This is a genomic window from Agrobacterium leguminum, assembly GCF_005144435.2.
In the GTDB taxonomy this organism is placed as follows: domain Bacteria; phylum Pseudomonadota; class Alphaproteobacteria; order Rhizobiales; family Rhizobiaceae; genus Agrobacterium; species Agrobacterium leguminum.
Map to the genome: position 1 here is coordinate 2725334 of NZ_CP120211.1, position 25381 is coordinate 2750714.

Genomic DNA, 25381 nt, shown 5'->3' on the forward strand with positions numbered 1-25381 from the left:
TTGGGTGTAGAATTTCTATAGTCGCATGTCGGATTTGAGTGATTCGCTGGCTTCAGGCCCTCTCACTGGAAACCTGGCCCGAGAAAACTTTGGAAAGAGTATTTATGACCGAAACATCGTCAAGCGAAGTCGGCGCGAACGCGGAATATGGAGCCGATTCGATCAAGGTCCTCAAGGGCCTTGATGCCGTGCGCAAACGGCCCGGCATGTATATCGGCGATACCGATGACGGTTCCGGCCTGCACCACATGGTCTATGAGGTCGTCGACAACGCTATCGACGAGGCGCTTGCCGGTCATGCCGATCTGGTGACGGTGACCCTGAATGCCGACGGCTCGGTGACGGTAACGGACAACGGACGCGGCATTCCGACCGACATCCACTCCTCCGAAGGCGTTTCCGCCGCCGAAGTCATCATGACCCAGCTGCATGCGGGCGGCAAATTCGACCAGAACTCCTATAAGGTCTCGGGCGGCCTGCATGGCGTCGGCGTCTCCGTGGTCAATGCGCTTTCCGTCTGGCTGAAGCTCAGAATCCGCCGTAACGGCAAGCTGCACGAAATCGGCTTCACCCATGGTGTCGCCGATGCGCCGCTTTCCGTCATTGGCGAATATGAAGGCCGCTCTGGCACGGAAGTGACCTTCCTCGCGAGTCCGCAGACCTTCACCATGACGGACTATGATTATGGAACGCTGGAGCATCGCCTGCGCGAACTCGCATTCCTGAATTCCGGCGTGCGCATCCTGCTCACCGACAAGCGCCATTCGGACATCAAGCAGGAAGAGCTGCTGTATGATGGCGGTCTCGAAGCCTTCGTTCGTTATCTCGACCGTGCCAAGAAGCCGCTGGTGGACAAGCCGGTCGCCATCAAGGGCGAAAAGGACGGCATTACGGTTGAGGTCGCGCTCTGGTGGAACGATAGCTACCATGAGAACGTGCTTTGCTTTACCAACAACATTCCCCAGCGCGACGGTGGCACCCATATGGCCGGTTTCCGCGCGGCGCTGACCCGTCAGGTGACCTCCTATGCCGAAACGTCGGGCATCCTGAAAAAGGAAAAGGTGAGCCTGCAGGGTGAGGACTGCCGTGAAGGTCTGACGGCCATTCTCTCCGTCAAGGTTCCCGACCCCAAGTTTTCCTCGCAGACGAAAGACAAGCTCGTTTCGTCCGAAGTGCGTCCGGTCGTGGAAAGCCTTGTCAACGAGGCGCTCTCCACCTGGCTGGAGGAACATCCTTCCGACGCAAGAATCCTCGTGGGCAAGGTGGTGGAAGCGGCGGTCGCCCGCGAAGCCGCCCGCAAGGCGCGCGAACTGACACGCCGTAAAGGTGCGCTCGATATCGCCTCTCTGCCCGGCAAGCTTGCCGACTGCTCCGAGCGCGATCCGGCAAAATCCGAACTCTTCCTCGTCGAGGGTGACTCCGCTGGCGGTTCGGCCAAGCAGGGCCGCTCGCGCGAGACGCAGGCAATCTTGCCGCTGCGCGGCAAGATTCTGAACGTCGAACGTGCCCGTTTCGACAAGATGTTGTCCAGCCAGGAAATCGGCACGCTGATCACCGCGCTCGGCACCTCCATCGGCAAGGACGAGTTCAACGCCGACAAGCTGCGTTACCACAAGATTATCATCATGACGGATGCTGACGTCGACGGCGCCCATATCCGTACCCTGCTCCTGACCTTCTTCTTCCGCCAGATGCCGGAGCTGATCGAGCGCGGCCATCTCTATATCGCTCAGCCGCCGCTTTATAAGGTCACGCGTGGCAAATCCGTGCAGTACCTCAAGGATGAAAAGGCGCTGGAAGAGTACCTGATCTCCATGGGTATCGAGGAAGCGTCGCTGACGCTCGGTTCTGGCGAAGTGCGTATCGGGGCCGATCTTCGCGAAGTCATTCTGGATGCGGTGCGCATGCGCTCGCTGATCGATGGGCTGCATTCGCGTTACAGCCGCTCGATCGTGGAACAGGCCGCCATTGCCGGCGCGCTGAACCCCGAGCTTTCTGCCGATGCTGCCCGCGCCGAGGAAACCGTTGCCGAAGTGGCGCGGCGTCTCGACATGATCGCGGAAGAAACCGAACGTGGCTGGTCAGGCACGGTGCTGCAGGATGGCGGCTTGCGCTTCGAGCGCATGGTGCGCGGCGTCAAGGAAGTCTCGACGCTGGATATGGGCCTGCTCGGTTCGGCCGATGCCCGCCATATCGATCAGCTCGCAGCCCGCACGCGCGATATCTACGCCACGCCGCCGGTCCTGCAACGCAAGGATGGCACCATGGAACTGGCCGGTCCACGCGCGCTTCTGGATGCGATTTTCGCCGCCGGCCGCAAGGGTCTTTCCATGCAGCGCTATAAGGGCCTCGGCGAAATGAATGCCGAGCAGCTGTGGGAAACCACGCTCGACGCCAATGTTCGCTCCCTGCTGCAGGTAAGGGTGAGCGACGCGACGGATGCCGACGGCCTGTTCGCCCGTCTGATGGGCGACGAGGTGGAACCGCGCCGCGACTTCATTCAGGAAAATGCGCTGAGCGTCGCCAACCTCGACATTTAATCCTGTGGGGTGTTTCGCGTAACGATTCACGTGAAACGAAAATTTAACAAAAGGCCCGGCGGTCAATTTCCGCCGGGCCTTTTGTTATTCAGAGAACATCAATCAACCTTGCCGGTGAAGCGCCCTTCGAAGGCCACATCCGAAAGGGGCAGACGCTTGCTCGGCACTTCCCGTTCCGCCAGATCATCAGGGAGAACGGACTTGTCGGTCAGCGTGCCGATGGCGACCCCGGCCTCCACCTTGTAGCCTTCCGGGATGTTCAGTTTTTCAACGATCTTGTCCTTCAATATGCCAGCCATGCCATGGGCGTGGTAACCGAGCAGGTGAGCCTGCATGGCAAGCGAAAACCAGGCAGCGCCGGCATCGAAGGAATGGGTCGCTGATGGTTTTTTCTCACCGTCGCGGGAGATGTTATAGTCGCGGGAAATGACAAACAGCAGCACGGAGGCGTTTTTTGCCCAGCGCTGGTTTCCCTCCATCAGCAGTTCCACGAAGAGCGGCCAGTCCTTACTATCCTTGTGCGCATAGACAAACCGCCATGGCTGATAGTTGGAGGCAGACGGCGCCCAATGCGCGGCATCCAGAATTGTCATCAGATGCTCTTGCGGCATGGCGTGGCCATCGAAGGCGCGCGGAGACCAGCGATCGAGGAAGAGGGGATCGACGGGATATTCGGATTGCCGGGAATTGCTGTTCGTCACGGGCCATGTCCTTTTGATTGACGGGAAGGAAAAGGTATTTTTCGAAACTTGGCGCAGTCAAGGGGTGACAAGTATGAATGCATCGTTCATATATGCATCACCTTGTCTGACAACCGGGAGAGAGTTCCATGAAATTGATGCGTGTCGGCCAGCCCGGCCAGGAAAAACCTGCAATCCTCGATGCGGAAGGAAAAGTCCGCGATCTGTCCGCCCATGTCAAAGACATTGGCGGCGAAGCCATTTCTCCCGAGGGCCTCAAGAAGATCGCCGCGATCGATCTCGGCACACTTCCGGTGCTGAACGAAGAGCGCATCGGCGCCTGCGTTGCCGGAACGGGAAAATTCATCTGCATCGGCCTCAACTTCTCCGACCACGCCGCCGAAACGGGTGCCACCGTACCGCCGGAACCGGTCATTTTCATGAAGGCGACCTCGGCCATCGTCGGTCCGAATGACAACGTCACCATTCCGCGCGGTTCTGAAAAGACCGACTGGGAAGTCGAGCTCGGCGTCGTCATCGGCAAGACCGCCAAATATGTCTCGGAAGCCGATGCTCTCGACTACGTTGCCGGTTATTGCGTTTCGCACGATGTGTCCGAACGCGCCTTCCAGACGGAGCGTGCCGGGCAGTGGACCAAGGGCAAGTCCTGCGACACCTTCGGTCCCATCGGCCCCTGGCTGGTGACGAAGGATGAAATCGCCGATCCGCAGAATCTCGGCATGTGGTTGAAGGTCAACGGCCAGACCATGCAGGATGGTTCCAGCAAGACCATGGTGTACGGCGTCGCCCACGTTGTCTCCTATCTCAGCCAGTTCATGTCGCTGCATCCCGGCGATGTCATTTCCACCGGCACTCCGCCCGGTGTCGGCATGGGCCTGAAGCCACCGCGTTACCTGAAGGCTGGCGATGTCGTGGAACTCGGTATCGAAGGCCTCGGTTCCCAGAAGCAGACTTTCGTCGCAGATATCTGATCGCCACGGCGTTCAACGGAAAGTGAGGCGCTGGCGGGAAACCGCCAGCGCCTTCGATTTTGTGCACCTGCGAAAAGCTGCTATGGTTGAAAAAAAGAGCGTGATCGCGAGGGAGGCGTCATCAGTGTTCTACCACCTCTATGAAATGAACCATGCGGCCATGGCGCCGCTGCGTGCCGGCGCCGACATGATGCGCCAGGCCTGCAACAATCCGCTCAACCCGCTTTCCAGCACGGCTTTCGGAAGAAGCCTCGATGCCGGTTTTGAGGTCTTTGAGCGCATGACGCGCCGTTACGCAAAACCGGAATTCGCTCTCGGCAATACGATTGTCGATGGCCAGACCGTCAATGCTGTCGAAGAGACCGTCTGGTCGCGTCCGTTCTGCAATCTCGTTCATTTCAAGAAAGAACTCGATCCAGCCCGCCAGTCCGATCCGAAGGTGCTGCTGGTAGCGCCGATGTCCGGCCACTACGCCACTTTGTTGCGGGGGACGGTGGAGGCCCTGCTGCCTTCGGCGGATATCTACATCACCGATTGGGCCGACGCCCGCACCGTGCCGGTGAGTGAGGGCACCTTCGATCTCGACGATTACATCAGCTATGTCATCGAGATGCTGCGCGCGATCGGACCAGGGGCGCATGTGGTCGCCGTCTGTCAGCCATCCGTGCCTGTGTTGGCCGCCGTCTCGTTAATGGAGGCGGATGGGGATAAATTCGCACCAGCGTCTATGACGCTGATGGGTGGTCCGATCGACACGCGCATCAATCCAACGGCTGTCAACGGTCTTGCCAAGGCGAAACCCATTGAATGGTTCCGCGACAATGTCGTCATGCAGGTGCCATGGCCGCAGCCCGCTTTTGGCCGCAATGTCTATCCCGGCTTCCTGCAGCTGTCCGGCTTCATGTCCATGAACCTCGACAAGCACATGACAGCGCATAAGGATTTTTACCTCAACCTCGTCAAGAATGATGGCGATTCCGCTGAAAAGCACCGTGAATTTTACGATGAATATCTGGCCGTCATGGATCTGACGGCGGAGTTCTATCTGCAGACGGTGGAAACGGTCTTTATTGACCATGCGCTTCCGAAGGGGAACATGCTGCACCGGGGCAGGGCGGTTGATCCCGCCGCCATTCGCAAAGTCGCATTGTTTACGGTGGAAGGTGAGAACGACGATATTTCCGGCGTTGGCCAGACAAAGGCGGCCCATGATCTCTGCCGGAACATCCCTGAAGACAAACGCGCCCATTACATGCAGCCGGATGTCGGGCACTACGGCGTCTTCAACGGTTCGCGCTTCCGCAAGGAAATCGTGCCGCGCATGCTGGACTTCATCCGTAAACACCAGACAGCTTAAGGGCAGACGGCGGGCCATGCCGCGCATTTGCATGGCCAACCGACGGTCGAATCGGTTATGAAGAGTTCATGTTTTCGCTCCTCAGAAAATCCCTGAAATCACCGGCCCCAAAGAAGGCGCTGCCCAGCCAGCGCACCGTTGCGGTGGCGGGCAGGCAGGTGCCGATTACGGTCAGGGAAAATCCGCGCGCCACGCGCATTACGCTGCGCATCGAACCGGGCGGCAGGGCGCTGAAGCTGACGATCCCGATGGGCCTGCATCACCGCCAGGTGGATGATTTTCTCGAGAGGCATCAGGGCTGGCTGGAAGGCAAGCTTGTGAAATTCAGCCCCGACGACGGTTTGCGTCCGGGTGCGACCATCGATATTCGCGGCATAGCCCACCGCATTGACCATAGTGGCAGCCTGCGAGGGCTGACACATGTCGCGAAAGACGCCGATGGGGTGGCCGTTCTGAAGGTCAGCGGCGCGCCGGAACATTTGAGACGACGGATAGCGACATTCCTGAAAAAGGAAGCGAAGGCGGATCTGGAACGGCTTGTGGCTGTTCATGCACGCACCGCTGGCCGGCCGGTGCGCTCCATCAGCATGAAGGATACGCGCAGCCGCTGGGGCTCCTGTTCCCATGATGGCAATCTGAGCTTTTCCTGGCGCATCGTCATGGCTCCGGAAAAGGTCATCGATTATCTCGCCGCCCACGAGGTTGCGCATCTCAAGGAAATGAACCACGGACCGAAATTCTGGGCTTTGTGCGAAAAACTGTGCCCGCATACCAATGAGGCCAAGGACTGGCTGAAACGCCACGGTTCCAAACTTCACGCTATCGATTTCGATTGAAACCTGTGGCGCGGATCGCCATCTGGATTCACGTGAAACATTCCATCGGGAATGGATGCGATTTGGCTCGACTCTTGTCGCATTTCATGTCAGGTCGCGGGTATGAAACCGGATATCAAGATTTGCGGATTGAAGACACCGGAAGCGCTGGAGCGCGCCGTCAGGCGTGGTGCGTCCCATGTCGGTTTTATTTTCTTTGAAAAGAGCCCGCGCAACATCGAGCCCGATATTGCCGGCAGGCTGGCGGAAGGTGCCCGTGGCGCCGCCAAGGTGGTTGCCGTCACCGTCAATGCCGACAATGATTATCTCGATGAAATCGTCGATCTCGTCAAACCGGACATCCTCCAGCTGCATGGCAATGAAAGCCCGGAACGGCTGCTGAACATCAAGGCGCTATATGGCCTGCCTATCATGAAGGCGATTTCCATTCGCGATGCCGCTGATCTTGCCAAAATCGACCCTTATATTGGAATAGCCGACCGTTTTCTGCTGGACGCCAAGGCGCCCGCCGGTTCCGAGCTGCCGGGTGGCAACGGCGTCTCCTTCGACTGGACCATCCTGCGATCACTTGACGGAAGTGTGGATTACATGCTTTCCGGGGGATTGAACAAGGACAATGTCGTCGAGGCGCTGGCGGAGACCAGGGCAAGCGGACTAGATTTATCGTCCGGTGTGGAAAGCGCGCCGGGCGTCAAGGATCTGTCCATGATCGACGCATTTTTCGATGTGGTGAATGATTGGTCGAAAGGCCCAAAGGGAGCTTGAAGTGAACGACGCGCCAACACCCAATTCTTTTCGCGCTGGTCCCGATGAGGACGGCCGTTTCGGCATTTACGGAGGTCGCTTCGTTGCCGAAACGCTGATGCCGCTCATTCTGGATTTGCAGGCGGAATGGGACAAGGCCAAGACCGATCCCGCGTTTCAGGCGGAACTCAAGCATCTCGGCGCGCACTATACGGGTCGTCCGAGCCCGCTTTATTTTGCGGAACGCCTCACGGCGGAACTTGGCGGCGCGAAGATCTATTTCAAGCGCGAAGAGCTGAACCACACTGGCTCGCACAAGATCAACAATTGTCTCGGCCAGATCCTGCTTGCCAAGCGCATGGGTAAGACCCGTATCATTGCCGAAACCGGTGCCGGCCAGCACGGCGTTGCCTCCGCTACCGTCGCTGCACGCTTCGGCCTGCCTTGCGTCGTCTATATGGGCGCGACGGATGTTGCCCGTCAGGCCCCGAATGTGTTCCGCATGAAGCTCCTTGGCGCTGAAGTGAAGCCGGTGACGGCCGGCCACGGCACCCTGAAGGACGCTATGAACGAGGCCCTGCGCGACTGGGTCACCAATGTCGAGGATACCTATTATCTGATCGGCACCGCGGCCGGCCCGCATCCCTATCCGGAAATGGTTCGCGATTTCCAGGCCGTTATCGGCGAGGAAGCCAAGGCGCAGATGCTGGAGGCGGAAGGCCGCCTGCCGGATCTGGTCGTCGCGGCTGTCGGCGGTGGTTCGAATGCCATCGGCATCTTCCATCCTTTCCTCGATGACAAGAATGTCCGCATCGTTGGCGTCGAAGCCGGCGGTAAGGGTCTTTCGGGTGATGAGCATTGCGCTTCCATCACCGCCGGTTCGCCGGGCGTGCTGCATGGCAACCGCACCTATCTGCTGCAGGATGAGGATGGCCAGATCAAGGAAGGCCACTCCATTTCCGCCGGCCTCGATTATCCCGGCATCGGCCCTGAACATTCCTGGCTGAACGATATCGGCCGCGTGGAATATGTGCCGATCATGGACCATGAGGCGCTGGACGCCTTCCAGATGCTGACCCGCCTCGAAGGCATCATTCCGGCTCTTGAGCCGAGCCACGCCCTGGCGGAAGTCATCAAGCGCGCACCGAAGATGGGCAAGGATGAAATCATCCTGATGAACCTCTCCGGCCGTGGCGACAAGGATGTCCACACCGTCAGCAAGTTCCTTGGAATGGATGTATAAGATCATGACTGCACGTATGGACAAGCGCTTCGCCGATCTGCGCGCTGAAAATCGCCCGGCCCTGATTACCTATTTCATGGGCGGCGACCCGGATTTCGAAACCTCACTCGGTATCATGAAGGCCCTGCCGGAAGCCGGCGCCGATGTCATCGAACTCGGCATGCCCTTTTCCGACCCGATGGCGGATGGCCCGGCCATTCAGCTGGCCGGCCAGCGCGCGCTGAAAGGTGGCCAGACGCTGAAAACCACGCTCGATCTTGCTCGCGAGTTCCGCAAGGGAGATGACGCGACGCCGATCGTGATGATGGGTTATTACAATCCTATCTATATCTACGGCGTCGAAAAATTTCTGGACGACGCAATCGCGGCCGGCATCGATGGCCTGATCGTTGTCGATCTGCCGCCGGAAATGGACGATGAACTCTGCATCCCGGCACTCGCGCGTGGCATCAACTTCATCCGTCTCGCCACGCCGACGACGGATGGCAAGCGCCTGCCTGCCGTCCTTAAAAATACCTCAGGTTTCGTCTATTACGTCTCGATGAACGGTATCACCGGTTCAGCACTTCCCGATCCGTCGTTGATCTCGGGCGCTGTCGGTCGTATCAAGGCGCATACGGAGCTGCCGGTCTGTGTCGGTTTCGGTGTCAAAACGGCCGATCATGCAAAAGCGATCGGTGCCGTTGCGGATGGCGTTGTGGTCGGTTCGGCCATCGTCAACCAGATTGCGGGTAGCCTGACCAAGGACGGGCAGGCGACCGCCGATACCGTACCGGCCGTTACGACGCTGGTAAAAGGACTTTCAACGGGCGTGCGTGCATCGCGCCTTGCCGCTGCGGAATAAGCGCGCGGCCCAGTCAGGAGTAGACAGTTGAACTGGATCACCAATTACGTACGGCCCCGGATCAATTCCATGCTTGGCCGCCGCCCGGAGGTTCCGGAGAACCTGTGGATCAAGTGCCCGGAAACGGGCGAGATGGTCTTCCACAAGGACCTGGAAGACAACAAGTGGGTCATCCCGGCTTCCGGCTACCATATGAAGATGCCGGCCAAGGCACGTCTTGCCGATCTTTTCGATGGCGGTGTCTATGAGGCACTACCGCAGCCGAAGGTAGCGCAGGACCCCTTGAAGTTCCGCGATTCCAAAAAATACACCGACCGCCTGCGCGACAGCCGCACGAAGACCGAGCAGGAAGACACAATCCTTGCCGGCGTTGGCCTCCTGAAAGGCCTGAAGATCGTCGCCGTCGTGCATGAATTCCAGTTCATGGGCGGTTCGCTCGGCATTGCCGCTGGCGAGGCCATCGTCAAGGCCTTCGAGCGCGCCATTTCCGAGCGTTGCCCGCTCGTGATGTTCCCGGCCTCGGGTGGCGCACGTATGCAGGAAGGCATTCTTTCGCTGATGCAGCTGCCACGTACCACGGTTGCGGTGAACATGCTGAAAGAAGCGGGAATGCCATATATCGTGGTTCTGACGAACCCGACGACCGGCGGCGTCACGGCCTCTTACGCCATGCTGGGCGATGTGCATATCGCCGAGCCGGGCGCCGAGATTTGCTTCGCAGGCAAGCGCGTGATCGAGCAGACCATTCGCGAAAAGCTTCCCGAAGGCTTCCAGACCTCGGAATATCTGCTGGAACACGGCATGGTGGACATGGTGATCGACCGTCGCGAAATTCCCGACACGCTGGCAAATCTGCTCAAGATCATGACCAAAGCGCCTGCTGGGAATGCAAATGCGGTCGTCCCGTTGGCCGCTTCGGCCTGAGGAAAAAAATATGTCGCCCGGAGGCATAAACTGCCTTCGGGATGATGCTATACGTTGCATGATTTCATCTTTGATGCGGCGGACAAATGGCAAGCAAAACGCCTGAAAGGCGAACGGAAGACATGACGAAGCCCGCGATCGGTGAGGCCGAGAAGATCATCGAAGAGCTGATGCAGCTCCACCCGAAGGGGTTCGATCTTTCGCTCGACAGAATTTCCCGTCTTCTTGAAAAACTCGGCAATCCCCAGAACAGGATGCCACCTGTTATCCATGTTGCGGGCACCAACGGTAAGGGTTCCGTCACGGCCTTTTGCCGAGCGCTTCTGGAGGCGGCGGGCCTTTCCGTTCACGTCCATACCTCTCCGCATCTGGTGAACTGGCACGAACGTTATCGTATCGGCGCTTACGGGGAAAAGGGCCGTTATGTCGAGGATGCTGTCTTTGCGGATGCGTTGCGCCGTATTGAGGCTGCCAATGCAGGCCAGACGATTACGGTTTTCGAAATCCTGACTGCCGCGATGTTCGTGCTTTTTGCGGAACAGCCCGCCGATGCCGCCGTCGTGGAGGTTGGTCTGGGTGGGCGTTTCGATGCAACCAATGTGATCAAAAATCCGGCCGTCTCCGTCATTATGCCGATTTCGTTGGATCATCAGGCCTATCTCGGCGACCGGGTGGAGCTGATCGCGGCGGAAAAGGCCGGCATCATGAAGTCCGGTTCCCCCGTCGTCATAGGCCATCAGGAATATGATGCGGCACTAGAAACGCTCGTCGCCACGGCGGAGCGGCTCGGTTGCCCGGTATCGGTCTATGGGCAGGATTTTTCCGCCCATGAAGAATTCGGCCGCATGGTCTATCAGGATGAGTTCGGCCTAGCCGATGCGCCGCTGCCGCGGCTTCCCGGCCGCCATCAGCTTGCCAATGCTGCCGCCGCGATCCGTGCCGTCAAGGCCGCCGGTTTCGAGGTGACGGAACGGATGATCGAAAAAGCCATGACCTCCGTGGAGTGGCCCGGCCGTCTGCAGCGCATCCTGACTGGCAAAATCGCTGAAATGGCCCCGAAGGATTCGGAAATCTGGATTGATGGCGGTCATAACCCCGGCGCGGGCGAAGTCATTGCCGAAGCGATGGCCGGCTTTGAGGAAAAGACGCCACGCCCACTGTTCATCATTGCAGGCATGATCAATACCAAGGATCCGGTGGGCTATTTCAAGGCCTTCGCCGATATTGCCGAATATGTCTTCACCGTGCCGATTGGCGGCACCGATGCGGCGATCGATCCCGTGGTACTTGCTCATGCGGCCTTCGATGCCGGCCTCGTGGCGGCACCCACCTCGTCTCTCACGCATGCTCTGGAAGAGCTATCGCGCCGCTTCGACCCCGAAGGACCGGCGCCGCGCATCCTGATCGGCGGCTCGCTTTATCTTGCCGGCAACGCGCTTGCCCTGAACGGCACGGTTCCCCAATAAAAAAGCCCGGCATCGCTGCCGGGCTTTTTCATTCCACTGATATTGTTTATGCGGCGCCCGAAATCCAGGCGGACAGCGCTGTCTTGGGAGCAGCGCCAACCTTGATGTCGGCCACTTCGCCGCCCTTGAACATGGCGAGCGTCGGGATGGAGCGCACGCCGAACTGGGCAGCCAGTTCCGGGTTTTCGTCGATGTTGAGCTTCGCGACCTTGACCTTGCCGGCAAGCTCGGACGAAATTTCTTCGAGGCTCGGCGCGATCATCTTGCACGGGCCGCACCATTCGGCCCAGAAATCCACCACGACGGGTTCGGCGGATTCGAGGACTTCGGACTGGAAGTTGGCGGCATCGACTTTTACGGTAGCCATATCTGGCTCTCCTTTCAGCTAAACTTTTCCGCTATCGATGTGATGCGGGCGCGTCGGAATTTCAATGCCCCGGTATCTCACTTTGTCTTTATTGCGGCAAGAGCCTGCGTCATTGCATCATCGTCAACCCGCACAAAAGCGGCATTTTCCGTATAGATCAGCGCGCAGACGAATTCCTTGCCGGGATAGAGCGGTGCAAGAATTTCGCGATAAATGGCAAGCTGCGCGGTGTGGGAGAAAGGTATCTCGCGTGCCGTGCGCGGCGGAACCCGGTTCGTCTTGTAGTCGACCAGAATAACGCGATCACCATCCACCGCCAGCCGGTCGACACGGCCGGACACGGCATAGTGCTGCCGGCCGATGGTCATCGTACCCATGATGGAGATTTCCGCGCGGCTATTGGCGGAAAAGGCCGGTTGCACCGCCGGTTCGGAGATGACCCGCAGAACCGCCCGGATCAAATGCTCACGTTCGGCCGCGGGCCAGAAACGGGCCGCTCGCTCCGCATAGCGGCGGGCAGCCTCTTCCCGCTCCGTCTCGGCAAAACCCGGCAGGGCCTGCAGCATGCGATGCACCAGCCGGCCGCGCTGTAGCGCCAGCGAAGAGACATCGGCTTTCTCGCCGAAAAGCGGTGAACGCACGGCAAGATCATCCGCACCGTCGTCGATGATGGTGCCTGCACCGGAAGGGCTGAGTGGCCTTGGCAAGGAGGGCAGGGCAGGCAGGGGAGCAAGCAGCCCGGGCGGAAGAGCATATTCTTCGTCCTGCTGCTTTTCCGGCAGCCTTTGCGGAAGAGATGTCGCGCGAGCCTCGGATTTACGCCAGACAAGCCCCTGCCATTCCTCGCCATCGGCCGTGAAAAGCTGCGGCTTGCAATGGTCTTCATTGTTGGCAAGCGCCGCCCTGACGATGGCATGCCAGCATTCGGGATTTTCCTTCTGGCCGCGATAACCGCAGACGACCAGGTGATCGGCGGCGCGTGTCATTGCCACATAAAGCAGCCGCCGATATTCGTCTTCGGCTGCCGTCTTCAGCCGTTCCTCGTCCGAGCGAATGAGATGGTTGGAAAAGCCGCTGCCGGGCAGCCAGACCGGGAAGGCGTCCTCGCCCGCTTCGACAAAGCGCAGTTTCGGCACATGGCTGTGATTGAAGGCCTTCGAACCGCCATCGACGACAAAAACCACCGGCGCTTCCAGGCCCTTGGAGGCGTGCACGGTCATGATACGTACTTCGCCACGATCCTTGTCCTGCTCGCGTTTCACTTCCGGTGAATCGGTTTCCAGAACGGAGAGAAAGGCCTGAAGGCCGGGCAGACCGGTTCTTTCGTGGTCCAGCGCAAAGGACAGGAACTCATCCAGAACGTCGCTCGCCTCATTGCCAAGCCGGCCGAGGAATTTTTTGCGCCCGTCATGCAGGGTCAGGACCGCTGCAAAGAAATCATGCACGGTGGCCGTTTTGGAAAGCGCGATGAAACCTTCCAGCTTGGCGGTAACGGTGGAAAGGTGGCTATTCTCTTCCTGCGAAAGGATTTGCAGCCGTTTCCAGACGCTTTCCGTTTCCGATCGCATGGCAGCGATGTTGAAAACGTCATCTTCGGTCAGGTTGAAGAGCGGGCTCTTCAACAGTGCGGCGAGCGAAAGATCGTCTTCGGGCAGGACCACGAAATGGCCGAGCGCCAGAAGGTCCTGCACGGCAATGTGGTCGGTCAGGCGAAGGCGGTCGGCGCCGGCAACGGGGATGTTCTTGCGTCGTTTCAGCTCGCGCGTCAGCGCATTGACAAAGGCATGGCGTTTTCTGACGAGAACCAGAATATCGCCGGGCTCCACGGCACGCTCGACGCCCTTTTCGATGATGGTCTCGCTGCCGATCATATCGGCGATGCGCGCGGCGATCCGGCGGGCGACGATGGTGGCTGGCGCGCTTTCCCGCAGCGCATCGAAGGGCGCTGTCCAATCCTCTTCGTCTTCGGCGGTTTCCGGCGCCACCATGTCCCACACCTCCACGGTGCCGGGATGGCCGGCGCGGTTGGATCGGTGTTCCACCGGCTCGTTATCGGCGCTAAGACCGCTGGCGTTATTCGGGTCTGAAAACACCTGATCGACGGCGGCCAGAACATCCTCGGTGGACCGGAAAGAAAGCGGCAGGCGGATGCGGTGAAAGGCCTGCTCGACGGAATCGACGCGCTTTTTGGTCTCTTCGCGCTCCTGCGAAAACCGTTCCGGCCGGGCGCCCTGGAATGAATAGATCGACTGTTTTTCATCGCCCACGGCAAAAAGCGTGCGCCGTCCCAAGCGGGCGCTCTCGCCGGTGAAGAAATCCGCTGCCAGCGACTGGATGATCGACCATTGCACCGGGCTGGTATCCTGCGCCTCGTCAACGAGAATATGGTCGATCCCCTGATCCAGCTTGTAGTGCACCCAGGCGCCCGCCGTATCGCGGTTGAGGAGGTTAGCCGCGCGCTCGATCAGGTCTTCGAAATCGAGCTGGCTTCGCTGCTTCTTCAGGTCTTCGAAATCGCCGATCAGCCTTTCGGCCAGCACAAGGGCACATTTTGTCGCCGCCAGCATCCGCACCAGACGATAACGGTTGCGGCAGGAAACGACATGGTCCCGCGCCAGTGTCAGCGCATCGAGAAGTTCGGGGGCGGATTTCTGCATGCCCTTGTTGATGACATAGGCATCCGATTTCTTTTCGCCCTTGGCTGTCAGCAGCGCCGCTTCGATGAACTCCATCCGCCGCACGGGGTCCGACTGCCGTTTTGCCTCCCTGAGCGCATAAGCAACATCGATGACGCGTGATCCACCCACCTCGTCGGCAAGGGTGAGATACGTATCGAGCGCAAGGCCTGAGAGGCCAGGCAGAGGCCAGAAGGCCGCCGCCGCGGTTTCTTCGGTTTCCCCATCTGCGATCTGCATCGCTTGCCGCAGCCGCGCATCGATGCCGCCCGACTGTTTGGCGTCCAGAAGAAAGGCGCGAAGGGCGCTGCGATTGGCGATGATGGCGGAGAGCAGCGATTCCAGTCCGCTTTCGTCGGCGAGATCAAGCACATAAGCGAGCGATTGTGCGAGCTCCGCGTCCCGCTCCGTTGAAACCGCCGTCAGAAGCGAACGGCGTGCTTCGGCGAGTAGGGTAGTAGCGGCGCGGTCGTCAAGAACGGAGAAATGGCCGGCGACATTGGCCTCCAGCGGAAACTGATGCAGCAGCGCCTCGCAGAAGGCGTGGATCGTCTGGATTTTCAACCCGCCCGGCGTTTCCAGCGCCTTGGCAAACAGCCTGCGGGCTTCGGCAAGCTTGATGCGATCCGGCGCCTTGCCCTCGATGGCGGCGATGCGGTCCTTGAGATCGGAATCCGGCAAAGTAGCCCATTCCGCCAGACGGTCGAAGACACGGCTGGACATTTCCGACGCCGCGGCCTTGGTATAGGTAAGGCACAAAATCGCCGAGGGTCGACATCCGGCCAGAAGCAGGCGGATGACGCGCTGGGTCAGAACATGGGTCTTGCCAGAGCCGGCATTAGCCGACACCCAGGCAGAGCTTGCAGGATCGGAGGCAAGCCGCTGCCGGGCGCTGGTCCAGTCGATCCAGCTTTCAGGCGTGTCGGCGGCGGGGCCGGCATCGAAGGGATCAATCGTCATCGCCGTCTCCCGGTTCTGCCGTCGACCATTCCGAAACGCGGGCGAGGTGGTCATATTCCCCGCCATAGGATTGTTGCTCTTCCGGCACGAGCCGCGAGGCGAAGCCGTTTTCGCCGTCACGCAGGGAATGAACGAATTTGGCGAGCTGTTCGATCGATTCCGTCGCGAGCTCAATCGCCGATTTCGGCGGTCTTTTGCCGCTTCGGCTGGAATGTTCGTTATTGACCTGATCGGCAAAAAAACGCTCGCCCGGCCGCAGGCGAACATAGATGAGGTTTTCCGGTGTAGGCGAACCGGCTTCGCGGAAGGCGCCGCGCATCAGTGCGGCCGCCTCCAGCGCAAGCTGCGGATCGAGCAGCGCGCGCGCCTGATTGACGGAAGGCGCAAGCCCCGTCTTGTAGTCGATAATATCCGCCTGACCGTTTGTCTTGATGTCGATGCGGTCGGCGATCCCCGTCAGCCTTATACCCGCCTCGACGATTTCCTGCCCGGCGCGCGCCTCGTAGAAGCTGTGGCGAATGGATGGATGACGTTCTTTTTCCCAGTCGATAAAGGCGCGCGCTACCGCCGCAAAACGCGGTCGCCAGATGACATCCACATGGGGAGGCAGGTTTTCCGCATCGAAACATTCGTCCAGAATGCGCTGCATGGCCGCGAGCGAGGCCGGTGTGCCGGGAATATGTCCCTCACGGGAATAGCGCTCGATAATCGCGTGATAGAGCGTGCCGCGGTCGGCGGCGTTCGGATCGCGATTGAAGGGATCGAGCGGGTCCAGCTTCAGGATGCGTCGCGCATAGATCGAATAGGGATCGCGACGCAGCCGCCCCACTTCGCTGAAGGAATAGCGCGTCGGCTGCAACTCGGCCGGCGGTTTCGGGGCAGGGCGCTTTGCCGCTTCCTGATCGATGCTTTCATCCATCAATCCCGCCCAATGGCGATAGGTCTCGCCGCGCTTCCTGAGTTTATCGGCAAAATCCTCGCCGCCCAGCGCCAGAAGACGCTGCAGCCAGCGTGAGGCGACAGCGGGCGTTGAGCCCTGCCTCAGCGCGCGGGTGTAAAAAATCTGCCGGGTGCCATTTGCCATCTCGAAATCATGCGCAAGCTGGCCGATGCGTCGTTCCGGCGGTTCGAGGCCAATGGCGGTCTTCATGGTGCGGGACAGGAATGGATTATTCGCCGTCTGCCCCGGCCAGAGTCCTTCATTGAGACCGCCGATGACGACGGTATCGACGCTTTGCAGCCGTGCCTCAAGCGCGCCGAAGATGAAAATGCGCGGATGACGCATCGATCTTGGCTTGATCGATTCACCGGCTACCAGTGCCGCAAAAATATCGATCCATTGCGGTCCATCCGCATCGAGGATTTCGCCGCTTTCCATCAGCTCGCCGAACAGCTCGGAAAGCTTGTCTCCCGCTTCACCGGACCAGAGCGCGGCAAGATCGCTGTTTTCATCCGCGCAGATGGCTTCGATCACGCGGCCCGTCCGCTCCGCCCAAACAGACAGCGGCAATTTATCGGTGAAGGCGCGGCCGGATCGATCTTTGCGGATAAAGGCGGAGCCAAGCGGCTCGGTCGCAATGGCAATCCGCCGTGCCAGGTCGCGCGCGGCCTCCGCGCTTGCCTCCGGCAGCGCCAACCGCCAGGCAGGTGGGTGCCGGTCATCGCGCTGCGCCAGAAGCTGCGCCTCCAGAACCGCTTCCAGATTGCCGATTTCGGTCTCGACACGGCCGCCACGCAGCGCGATCAGCTCGAGCGCTTTGGAGGCTTTTGCGAAAGCTTCATCGGAAAGCCCGAAACGGCTGAGCGGATGTTTCAGAAGGGAGATAATAGGCACCGGGTCGCCGGGCCTCAGGATCGCTTCCAGCGCCAGTTGCGTCAGCCCCGCTTGTGGGGTGGCGGAGAGCGGCGTACCTGCCGAGTCGTCGGCTTCGATGCCGAAGCGCTGCAACTCAGTCGCCACGCGCCGCGCCAGCCCGCGGTCTGGGGTTATCAGCGCCGCCTGCGACGGACGCCCAGCGCCTGGGGCTTCAAGCGCCAGCCGCAGAGCGACCGCGATGGCCGTCGCTTCCTCGCGCTCATTGGCGGCTTCCATCAGCGTGGCCGTCGCGAAGGCGTCGTCGAAAAAGCCGGGCTGCCTGTCCTCGCGCCAGCGATTCCAGTCGCTGGTGGATTTGGCCGGCGCGAGTGCGGCCGAAAACACGGCTGCGCGCTTTTCCAGATCGCTATCGATGGCGCCCATCTGAACCACATCGTCGCGCAGGATGCCGAGCTTCTGCAGCAGCATATAAAGCCCATATTGCGAGTGGGTGCGGCTCGAAGGATCGGTAGGGTCCTCGGCGATTGCCTCCCATTGCTCCTCCGGCATGGCAAGGTCTAGCCCCGGAAGCACGACGGTGCCCTGGGGCAAGGCGGCAACGGCGGCGATGAGATCGGCTGCGGCAGGAATGGAACCCGTCGACCCGGCGACGATGATCGGTCCCGTATCCGGCAAATTGGCAAGCCGGTTCGCTTCCGCCCGCAGGATGGCGTTGCGATGCCGACCGGCCGAGGAACGGTTGAGTTCGGCAAGCCGCGCCGGCCAGAAGACGCTGGCTATCCGCAGGAAATCCGCCGTCAGCTGCCACCATTGGGCGTGATCGCCAGTATCGAGACGCTGAAGCGCTTCCCAGTCCTTTTCTTCCGTATCCATCGCATCGATCACCTCGCCAAGCGCACGCGCCAGCCATATGGCGTCTGCGGGGCTGGCGGGGGCGACAAGCGGCGAATCCGAGTGAATTGCCCGGATGGCGTCCGGCAGGCTGTTGCGCCAGGCGAGAATGAGACGCGCCAGTTCGATCAGCCGGCCGGTGCCGGAAATCGGCGGCGCCAGATCCATGATTTCAGGATTTTCGATCTCGAAGAAGCCGCTGTCGTCGTCCGTTTCGCCCAGCGGCCGGATCAGCGGCAGAATGGCGGACCGGCCGCCCAGAAGATCGACGAATTCGGAGCGCAGCACACGGGCGGAGCGCCGCGTCGGCACATAGATCGTCACCTTGGCAAGCGACAGCGGATCGGCCGGATCATATTTATAGCCGGCTGTCAGTGTCCCGTCACACAGCGTTTCCGCGAGCGTCTTGAGGAACGGCGTTCCTGCAGCGATCGTCAGAACGCGCTTTGCGTGGTGGGTGAGCGTCATGCAGAGCGTTTTTCCCTGAATTGGCGGATGATGCTTTCAGCATCTTCTATCGCATCCGGCGTGCCGACGGTGATCCAGTGGCCATCCAGAGAAAGCCCGAAAAGCCGGTCTCTTTCAATGGCGCGGTCGAAATAGATATTGAGGTTGAAGGCATCCGCCGGCGCATCGTCCAGCAGCTGCGAATCCATGGCGATGGCTCCGGCATAAACCACGGGGTTCGGATCGCCATCGCGATACCGCGTCAGTTTCCCATCGGCGGAGAGGTTGAAATCCCGCTTGCCATTGTGCCCGGTGGTGCGGTCCATGTCGACGCAGAGCAGCGCCATGTCCATTCGGGTCGGGTCGAAGAATTGCGCAAGCTTGCGCAGGTTGCTGACCGCATTCAGCTGCTCGCCAATCCAGAAGAGATCGGCATTCATGACGAAGACCGGGCCGGGTTCCAGAAGCTTCAGGCCCTTGGCGAGACCGCCGCCGGAATTCATCAGTTGCGTCCGCTCGTCGGAAATCAGGATTTCGGCGTCGGTGCGCTGCCCAAGATGGGCGACCATCTGTTCCGCGTGGTGGTGTACATTGACGACAATGGTTTCCGCACCGGCTTCGACAAGGGCGTCGAGCGCATAGTCGATCATCGGCTTGCCCGCGATCTGGACGAGCGGCTTCGGGATCGTATCCGTGATCGGGCGCATCCGCGTGCCAAGCCCGGCGGCCAGCACCATCGCATTCTTAATCGTCATCGTGGTCAACCGTCTTTCAGTCGTCGAATTCCATGCCCATGCGCAGGCACCAGTCTTTGAGCGGTGCGAGTTCCGGATGCAAAAGCGCTGCACTGAGATAGCGGAACGTCCTCGGCATATGTTTCATATAACCGGGTTTTCCGTCCCGTTCCAACAGCCTCACCCAGATACCGGCGAGCTTGCAGTTGCGTTGCGCCGACATGATGGCGAAAGCCTTGAGGAAAGCAGCCTCATAGAAAGAGGGCGCGCTTTTCCTGTTGTCGAGATAGTGCGAAAGCAGGCGCGCCTGCAATTCGGGTGAGATGGTGACACGGGCGTCCTGCACGATGGAGGCAAGATCGTAAGCGCTCGGACCGATCATCGCATCCTGATAATCGATCAGGCCGACCTGCCGGACGCCGCTATTCTGCGCCTGCCAGAGAATATTCGGCGAATGGAAATCGCGCAGCAGAAGGCCGGTTTCGCAGTCGGCGAGCTGGTCGATCAGCGTGTCCCATAGAGCGTAATAGTCGCTCTTTTCGCTATCGGTGAGGGGCTTGCCGCGTTTATGCGGCAGATACCATTCCGCCAGCAGCGAAACCTCGATCTTCATCGCCTGGCGGTCGAACGGGGGAACCTCATAGGCGCTGCCGTCACCCACCGGCAGCAGGCCAGGTTGCGGGGCCTGATGGAGTGCGGCAAGGCAGGCGACGCTTTGCAGATAGCGGTCCTCTATCGGCGTTCCGTCAGGTGCAAGTACCCCATCCCGCCCGAGGTCCTCCAGCAACAGAATACCCTGATCGATATCCGCCGCCATAATCTCGGGGGCGCAAAGGCCGTTGTTTCGAAGATAATTGCCGATCGCAACGAAGGAGCGGGCGTCCTGGGCAAGATGGGCGATTTCCGCGTAGGTCTTGCCATCCGCGATGATTGCACCCTTCAGGGGACGTCGCCAATCCATAAGGATAAGGTCCGGGCCGTCAGTGGAAACGGTCTCATAGGCGCGTGTTGAGGCGTCGCCGCTCAGAAAACGCCGGGCCGCGTCGCCCTTACCATTTTTCGCAAGAAACGCGCGGATGGCGAAAACCCGTTCAAGCCGTGCTTTCAGCTTTGCCGAAGCCTCGATGGAGGCGATCCGCCCTTCGCCGGAATGCGTCAACCGGAGCGTGACGGTCTGCTCCGGCGGCAGAATCTCGGCGGCCATATCCGGCCATTCGATCAGGCAGATACCATCCTCCAGCATCTCATCGATGCCGAGTTCGTCCAGTTCCGAAACATCCGAAAGCCGGTAGAGATCGAGATGGGCGACTGGAATACGGGCGGCATAGGTCTGGACGATCGTGAAGGTAGGGCTTGGAACTTCAAGATCCGGCTCGTCCGCCATTGCCCGGATGAAGGCGCGGGCAAGCGTCGATTTGCCGGCGCCAAGATCGCCGATGAGTGCGAGACAATCGCCGGGCTTCAAAGCCAGCGCAAGGTCTTCACCGAGCCTGATGGTGTCCTTTTCTCCCGCAAGGGGAATGGTGATCGGCAAGATGTCTTCGCTCATTCTGCGGCGATGGAATGCGGCCGTGTGCCGGAAGGAATACGGCAGGTGACGATGGTGCCGTTGCCGGGCCGGCTGTCGATGCTGACCGTGCCATGATGTAGGCTGACGAAGCTTTCGACGATGGAAAGACCAAGCCCCGCACCGGTTCGCCGCCCGCCATTGCCGCGCGTCGCGAAGCGGTCGAACACGCTCTTCAGCATGTCCTCAGGAATGCCCGGACCCTTATCCGCCACCGAGAACACGAAGTCGCCTTCGCTGCGCTGGCAGGAGAGCTGCACGGAGGAACCTTCGGGTGCGAAATTGATCGCATTGGTCAGGAGCTTGATGAGAATCTGCTTCAGCCGCTGGTGATCGGCCACCAGACTGCCGAGATGGGCCGGCGCAACGATCTCGAGCGAAATTCCGCTCTCCTGCAGCCGGTCGGCGATCTGCACCGAAACGTCTTCAAGCAATTCGTTCAGATCGTTTTCCGAATAATTGAGCTGCATGATGCCGGCATCGACGGTCGCGAGATCGAGAATATCGTTGACGATGGTCAGGAGCACCGAGGACGAAGTGGAAATATGGTCGAGATATTCCGCCTGCCGTTCCGTCAATTGGCCGATGCCGGGTGTCTTGAGGAGATCGGTGAAGCCGATGATATTCGTCAGCGGCGAACGCAGCTCGTAGGAAACATGCTGCACGAAATCGTTCTTAAGCTCGTCGGCCTTCAGAAGCGCATCGTTCTTTTCTTTCAGCGCCCTCTCGGCCCGCACGCTGTCGGTCATGTTGACGAAGGTCAGCATGGTCTGCGCGTCCGGCAGCGGAATGATGGCGTAGTCGAGCACAAGACCGGAAAGCAGTTCCAGCGTGCCCTGCCGCGAGGGCCGCTCATCGTCGAAGCTGGTGATGAACTGGCTGAAGGCGCGCCAGCCGTCCGGCCTGTCATAGGATTGCGTGCAGGCGGTTTCGATGGCGCGGATATGGGTGCCGGTCTCGGCCTGTTCCGCGGTCACGCCCCAGAGCGCCCGGAATGCCGGGTTGGAGAGGCGAATGCGCCCGTCCGCGCCGAACACGGCCACACCTTCGGCCAGATGGTCGATGGTTTCGCCCTGAACCTTTACCAGCGTGTTGTAGCGCATCTGCAGATCGACCTGCTCGGTCAGGTTCTCGAAAACCCAGGTTGCGCCGCCCTGCGGATGGGCAGTCGCGATGACCCGAAGCGTCTGGCCGTTCGGCAGGTGCCAGAGATCGGTCTTGGTATCCAGCGAACGGTAGACGGAGAGCGCCGTCTCCTTCCAGTTCTTCCAATTCAGCTGCTCCGGCAATTTGCCGGCGGTGCGCAGCCTGTCCAGAAGTTCGGAATTGTCAGGGCTGGATTCGAGGAAAACGAGATCGAGACCCCAGAGAGCCGCAAAAGCCTGATTATAGAATTGCAGCCGCTGCCGGCCGTCGAAAATGGCGACAGGCGTTGCCAGATGATCGAGCGTTTCGGCGTGGCTCTTCAGAACCCGCTTGAGTTCCTCGCCGATGGTCTCGGCCTCGGTGGCATCGATGGCGATGCCGGCAGACCCACCCGCCGTCTTGATGTCGACGACGTCAAAGAAGGTGCGGTTTCCGGAAACCACCGTCGAAATACGGTCGTGATAGGGCGATTCCGGTGTCGCGGCCGCGCGTATCTTCTGCCGGGTAACCGTGTTCAGCAGTTCGCGTTTTTCATGAACGGCCTGTTCGGTGTCACGGGCATCCACCGCCTGCGCATAGGCGTGGTTGACCCAGATGAGGTCACCTTCGCCATTGCGCCGCCAGACGGGCTGCTCGATGGAATCGAGAAGTTCCTGAAAGGTCGAGACGGAAGCGATCAGGCGCTCGCGCTCTACCTGCAATTCAGCGAGTTCGGCGCGCAGATTGTTGAGGGCTATGAAACGCGCAAAGGCATTGCCCCCGGAAACCCGACCCTGAACTTCAATGACTTCGCCGCGCTGCGTCTCGATGGTCAGGTCGAAACTCTGGGCATGGCTGCGGAGTTTTTCGATGGATTTATCAAGCTGGCTTGCGGATGCCGGTTTCAGCCAGCGGCCAAAGGCCAGAAAATCGTGATCCGCCTGCGGCACACCCGTCTCGGCCGGCAGCTGTCCCAGAAATTCGGGCCGTTTGTCTGCGCCGTCCCAGATGACGATGCGGCGGCTTTTGTCGGAAATCAACGCTTCGTATTTCGCGATCTTGTGGTGGGACTGGGCAAGCGCCTGTCGGTATTCGCTGCTTTCCGCCTCGATATTACCGCGCTGGCGCACCAGCCAGACGACGGAAAACAGCGTTGCCGAAAGCATGCCGACGAAAAGCGAATAGGTGATGGTTTCTCCGGATGAGAACAACCGCGCGCCGGTCTTTGCCACGAGGCCGTCCTGCGCCAGCGCCACGCTTGCGGAGCCGGCCAGAACCGTGCCCGACATCAGGACAGGAAGCCTCGCAAAGCCTGTCTGAACCGCACTGACGACCTGCCGGCAACGCGCAAGAGCCGCGCTCAATGCCACGCCCGCTTGCGTGTTTTCAACGCGTTGAACTGTCTGCTTGCGCAGATCCGAATTTTGAACCGACATCCCCGGTCTGTCTCCGTCCTATGTGCCGCATCTTCGACAAGACATCCCATTTCGTCCCCGCCGCCCTTTGGCGTGTCCGAATCAAGTCTGATGACAATACCGCCTTCATAAATCTGCGAAAAGGGAGCGCGCAAAAAAGATGCCGCGCGCTTTGTCAAGCGCACGGCATCTAGATATTGTGTAATTTCAGTGGATATTAACTATGAGATTAATATCTGTAGTGTTCGGCCTTGAACGGACCTTCCTTCGAGATGCCGATATAATCTGCCTGAAGGTCGGAAAGTTCGGTCAGGCGCACGCCGAGCTTCTCGAGATGAAGGCGCGCGACCTTCTCGTCGAGGTGCTTGGGAAGCACGTAAACTTCGTTCTTGTATTCGCCCTGCTTGGTGAAGAGCTCGATCTGGCCCAGCACTTGGTTGGTGAAGGATGCCGACATGACGAAGGACGGGTGACCGGTGGCGTTGCCGAGGTTCAGCAGGCGGCCTTCGGACAGAAGAATGATGCGGTTGCCCTTCGGGAACTCGATCATGTCGACCTGCGGCTTGATGTTCGTCCATTTCAGGTTACGCAGCGAGGCGACCTGAATCTCGTTGTCAAAATGGCCGATATTGCCGACGATGGCCATGTCCTTCATCTCGCGCATATGCTCGATGCGGATCACGTCCTTGTTGCCGGTGGTGGTGATGAAGATATCGGCGGAGGAAACCACGTCCTCCAGACGAACGACCTCGAAACCATCCATGGCGGCCTGAAGCGCGCAGATCGGGTCGATTTCGGTGACCTTCACGCGGGCGCCGGCGCCCTGCAGCGAGGCGGCAGAACCCTTGCCCACATCGCCGTAACCGCAGACCACGGCAACCTTGCCGGCCATCATCACGTCGGTTGCGCGGCGAATGCCGTCCACCAGCGATTCCTTGCAGCCGTATTTGTTGTCGAACTTCGACTTGGTGACGCTGTCATTGACGTTGATCGCCGGGAAGGGCAGCAGGCCCTTCTTGCTGAGATCGTAAAGACGGTGAACGCCGGTCGTCGTTTCTTCCGTGACGCCCTTCAGTGCGTCGCGCTGCTTGGTGAACCAGCCGGGCGAAGCCTTGAGGCGCTTTTTGATCTGCGCGAAGAGGATTTCCTCTTCTTCCGAACCGGGGTTGGAAAGAACGTCCTCACCGGCTTCAGCGCGTGCGCCGAGCAGGATGTACATGGTGGCGTCGCCGCCATCGTCGAGGATCATGTTGGAGAGACCGCCATCGGCCCACTGGAAGATCCTGTCGGTATATTCCCAATATTCCGTCAGGGTTTCACCCTTGACGGCGAATACCGGAATGCCGGCTGCCGCAATGGCCGCCGCCGCATGATCCTGCGTCGAGAAAATGTTGCAGGACGCCCAGCGGATGTCTGCACCGAGTTCCTTCAGCGTCTCGATCAGAACGCCGGTCTGGATCGTCATGTGAAGCGAACCGGTGATACGTGCGCCCTTCAGCGGCTTGCTTTCGCCGAATTCCTTGCGGCAGGACATCAGGCCCGGCATTTCGGTTTCGGCGATGTCCAGTTCCTTGCGGCCGAATGCGGCAAGGTTGATATCGGCGACGATGTAGTCCTTCTCAAGGCTCATGAAGTTCTCCAGATCAGAAACGCCGCGCCTTGCGGCCCGGCTCTTAAACGTAGCAGCGGTTTAGCAGGCCACGAACGATCTGGCAATGATGATATAAAGAAGTCTTTATGTCTTTATATGGTGCCGGC

17 protein-coding genes are annotated in these 25381 nt (G+C 59.9%); 9 read left to right on the forward strand and 8 right to left on the reverse strand.

Annotation, left to right across the window (positions count from 1 at the left end; genetic code table 11):
* Positions 1–104 precede the first annotated feature (104 nt).
* Entirely contained in the window at positions 105–2540 is a 2436-nt protein-coding gene (gene gyrB / locus CFBP4996_RS13050) for a DNA topoisomerase (ATP-hydrolyzing) subunit B (RefSeq protein ID WP_080815419.1), read from the forward strand.
* 98 nt (positions 2541–2638) lie between these two features.
* On the opposite strand, the gene CFBP4996_RS13055 is transcribed toward gyrB, so the two are convergent.
* A complete protein-coding gene (locus CFBP4996_RS13055) occupies positions 2639–3241 on the reverse strand; it encodes a nitroreductase family protein (RefSeq protein WP_080852923.1) in 603 nt (200 codons plus the stop codon).
* 128 nt (positions 3242–3369) lie between these two features.
* Here CFBP4996_RS13055 and CFBP4996_RS13060 point away from each other — a divergent pair, with 128 nt between their 5' ends.
* The 8 genes from CFBP4996_RS13060 to CFBP4996_RS13095 all read left to right on the forward strand — a co-directional run bounded on the left by CFBP4996_RS13060 (position 3370) and on the right by CFBP4996_RS13095 (position 11626).
* Positions 3370–4212: a fumarylacetoacetate hydrolase family protein gene (locus tag CFBP4996_RS13060; protein WP_003521165.1), complete on the forward strand. Its 843-nt coding sequence runs from the start codon at positions 3370–3372 to the stop codon at positions 4210–4212.
* 124 nt (positions 4213–4336) lie between these two features.
* Positions 4337–5569, forward strand: a complete 1233-nt coding sequence (locus CFBP4996_RS13065) for a polyhydroxyalkanoate depolymerase (RefSeq protein WP_233283512.1) — start codon at positions 4337–4339, stop codon at positions 5567–5569.
* A 68-nt stretch (positions 5570–5637) separates the two neighbouring features.
* The gene (locus tag CFBP4996_RS13070; protein WP_080852921.1) at positions 5638–6405 is read left to right on the forward strand and encodes a M48 family metallopeptidase; all 768 of its coding nucleotides are present in this window, start codon (positions 5638–5640) and stop codon (positions 6403–6405) included.
* Positions 6406–6507: 102 nt separating this feature from the next.
* Positions 6508–7170: a phosphoribosylanthranilate isomerase gene (locus CFBP4996_RS13075; RefSeq protein WP_080852920.1), complete on the forward strand. Its 663-nt coding sequence runs from the start codon at positions 6508–6510 to the stop codon at positions 7168–7170.
* 1 nt (position 7171) lies between these two features.
* Positions 7172–8392 (forward strand): tryptophan synthase subunit beta, encoded by a 1221-nt coding sequence (trpB, locus tag CFBP4996_RS13080; protein WP_003521170.1) that lies wholly within the window; start codon positions 7172–7174, stop codon positions 8390–8392.
* Between the two features lie 4 nt (positions 8393–8396).
* Positions 8397–9236 carry a tryptophan synthase subunit alpha gene (gene trpA, locus CFBP4996_RS13085; protein ID WP_080853285.1) on the forward strand — a complete coding sequence of 280 codons (840 nt, stop codon included), beginning with the start codon at positions 8397–8399 and terminating at the stop codon, positions 9234–9236.
* Positions 9237–9263: 27 nt separating this feature from the next.
* Positions 9264–10160, forward strand: a complete 897-nt coding sequence (gene accD / locus CFBP4996_RS13090; RefSeq protein ID WP_080852919.1) for an acetyl-CoA carboxylase, carboxyltransferase subunit beta — start codon at positions 9264–9266, stop codon at positions 10158–10160.
* A gap of 86 nt (positions 10161–10246) precedes the next feature.
* Entirely contained in the window at positions 10247–11626 is a 1380-nt protein-coding gene (locus tag CFBP4996_RS13095; RefSeq protein WP_170988554.1) for a bifunctional folylpolyglutamate synthase/dihydrofolate synthase, read from the forward strand.
* A 46-nt stretch (positions 11627–11672) separates the two neighbouring features.
* On the opposite strand, the gene trxA is transcribed toward CFBP4996_RS13095, so the two are convergent.
* The 7 genes from trxA to ahcY all read right to left on the reverse strand — a co-directional run bounded on the left by trxA (position 11673) and on the right by ahcY (position 25253).
* Complete coding sequence (gene trxA, locus CFBP4996_RS13100) at positions 11673–11993, reverse strand: thioredoxin (RefSeq protein WP_003505361.1); 321 nt, start codon at positions 11991–11993, stop codon at positions 11673–11675.
* A gap of 77 nt (positions 11994–12070) precedes the next feature.
* The gene (gene addA / locus CFBP4996_RS13105; protein ID WP_080852917.1) at positions 12071–15628 is read right to left on the reverse strand and encodes a double-strand break repair helicase AddA; all 3558 of its coding nucleotides are present in this window, start codon (positions 15626–15628) and stop codon (positions 12071–12073) included.
* Positions 15618–18803: a double-strand break repair protein AddB gene (gene addB, locus CFBP4996_RS13110; protein ID WP_080852916.1), complete on the reverse strand. Its 3186-nt coding sequence runs from the start codon at positions 18801–18803 to the stop codon at positions 15618–15620. Before addB ends, addA begins: the two co-directional genes overlap by 11 nt.
* Complete coding sequence (locus tag CFBP4996_RS13115; protein ID WP_080853284.1) at positions 18800–19537, reverse strand: nucleotidyltransferase family protein; 738 nt, start codon at positions 19535–19537, stop codon at positions 18800–18802. Before CFBP4996_RS13115 ends, addB begins: the two co-directional genes overlap by 4 nt.
* A 16-nt stretch (positions 19538–19553) precedes the next feature.
* A complete protein-coding gene (gene tsaE / locus CFBP4996_RS13120) occupies positions 19554–21065 on the reverse strand; it encodes a tRNA (adenosine(37)-N6)-threonylcarbamoyltransferase complex ATPase subunit type 1 TsaE (protein ID WP_080852915.1) in 1512 nt (503 codons plus the stop codon).
* Positions 21062–23644: a sensor histidine kinase gene (locus tag CFBP4996_RS13125; RefSeq protein ID WP_080852914.1), complete on the reverse strand. Its 2583-nt coding sequence runs from the start codon at positions 23642–23644 to the stop codon at positions 21062–21064. The genes tsaE and CFBP4996_RS13125 overlap by 4 nt, the downstream gene beginning before the upstream one ends.
* A gap of 208 nt (positions 23645–23852) precedes the next feature.
* The gene (gene ahcY / locus CFBP4996_RS13130) at positions 23853–25253 is read right to left on the reverse strand and encodes an adenosylhomocysteinase (protein WP_080852913.1); all 1401 of its coding nucleotides are present in this window, start codon (positions 25251–25253) and stop codon (positions 23853–23855) included.
* Positions 25254–25381: the final 128 nt, after the last annotated feature.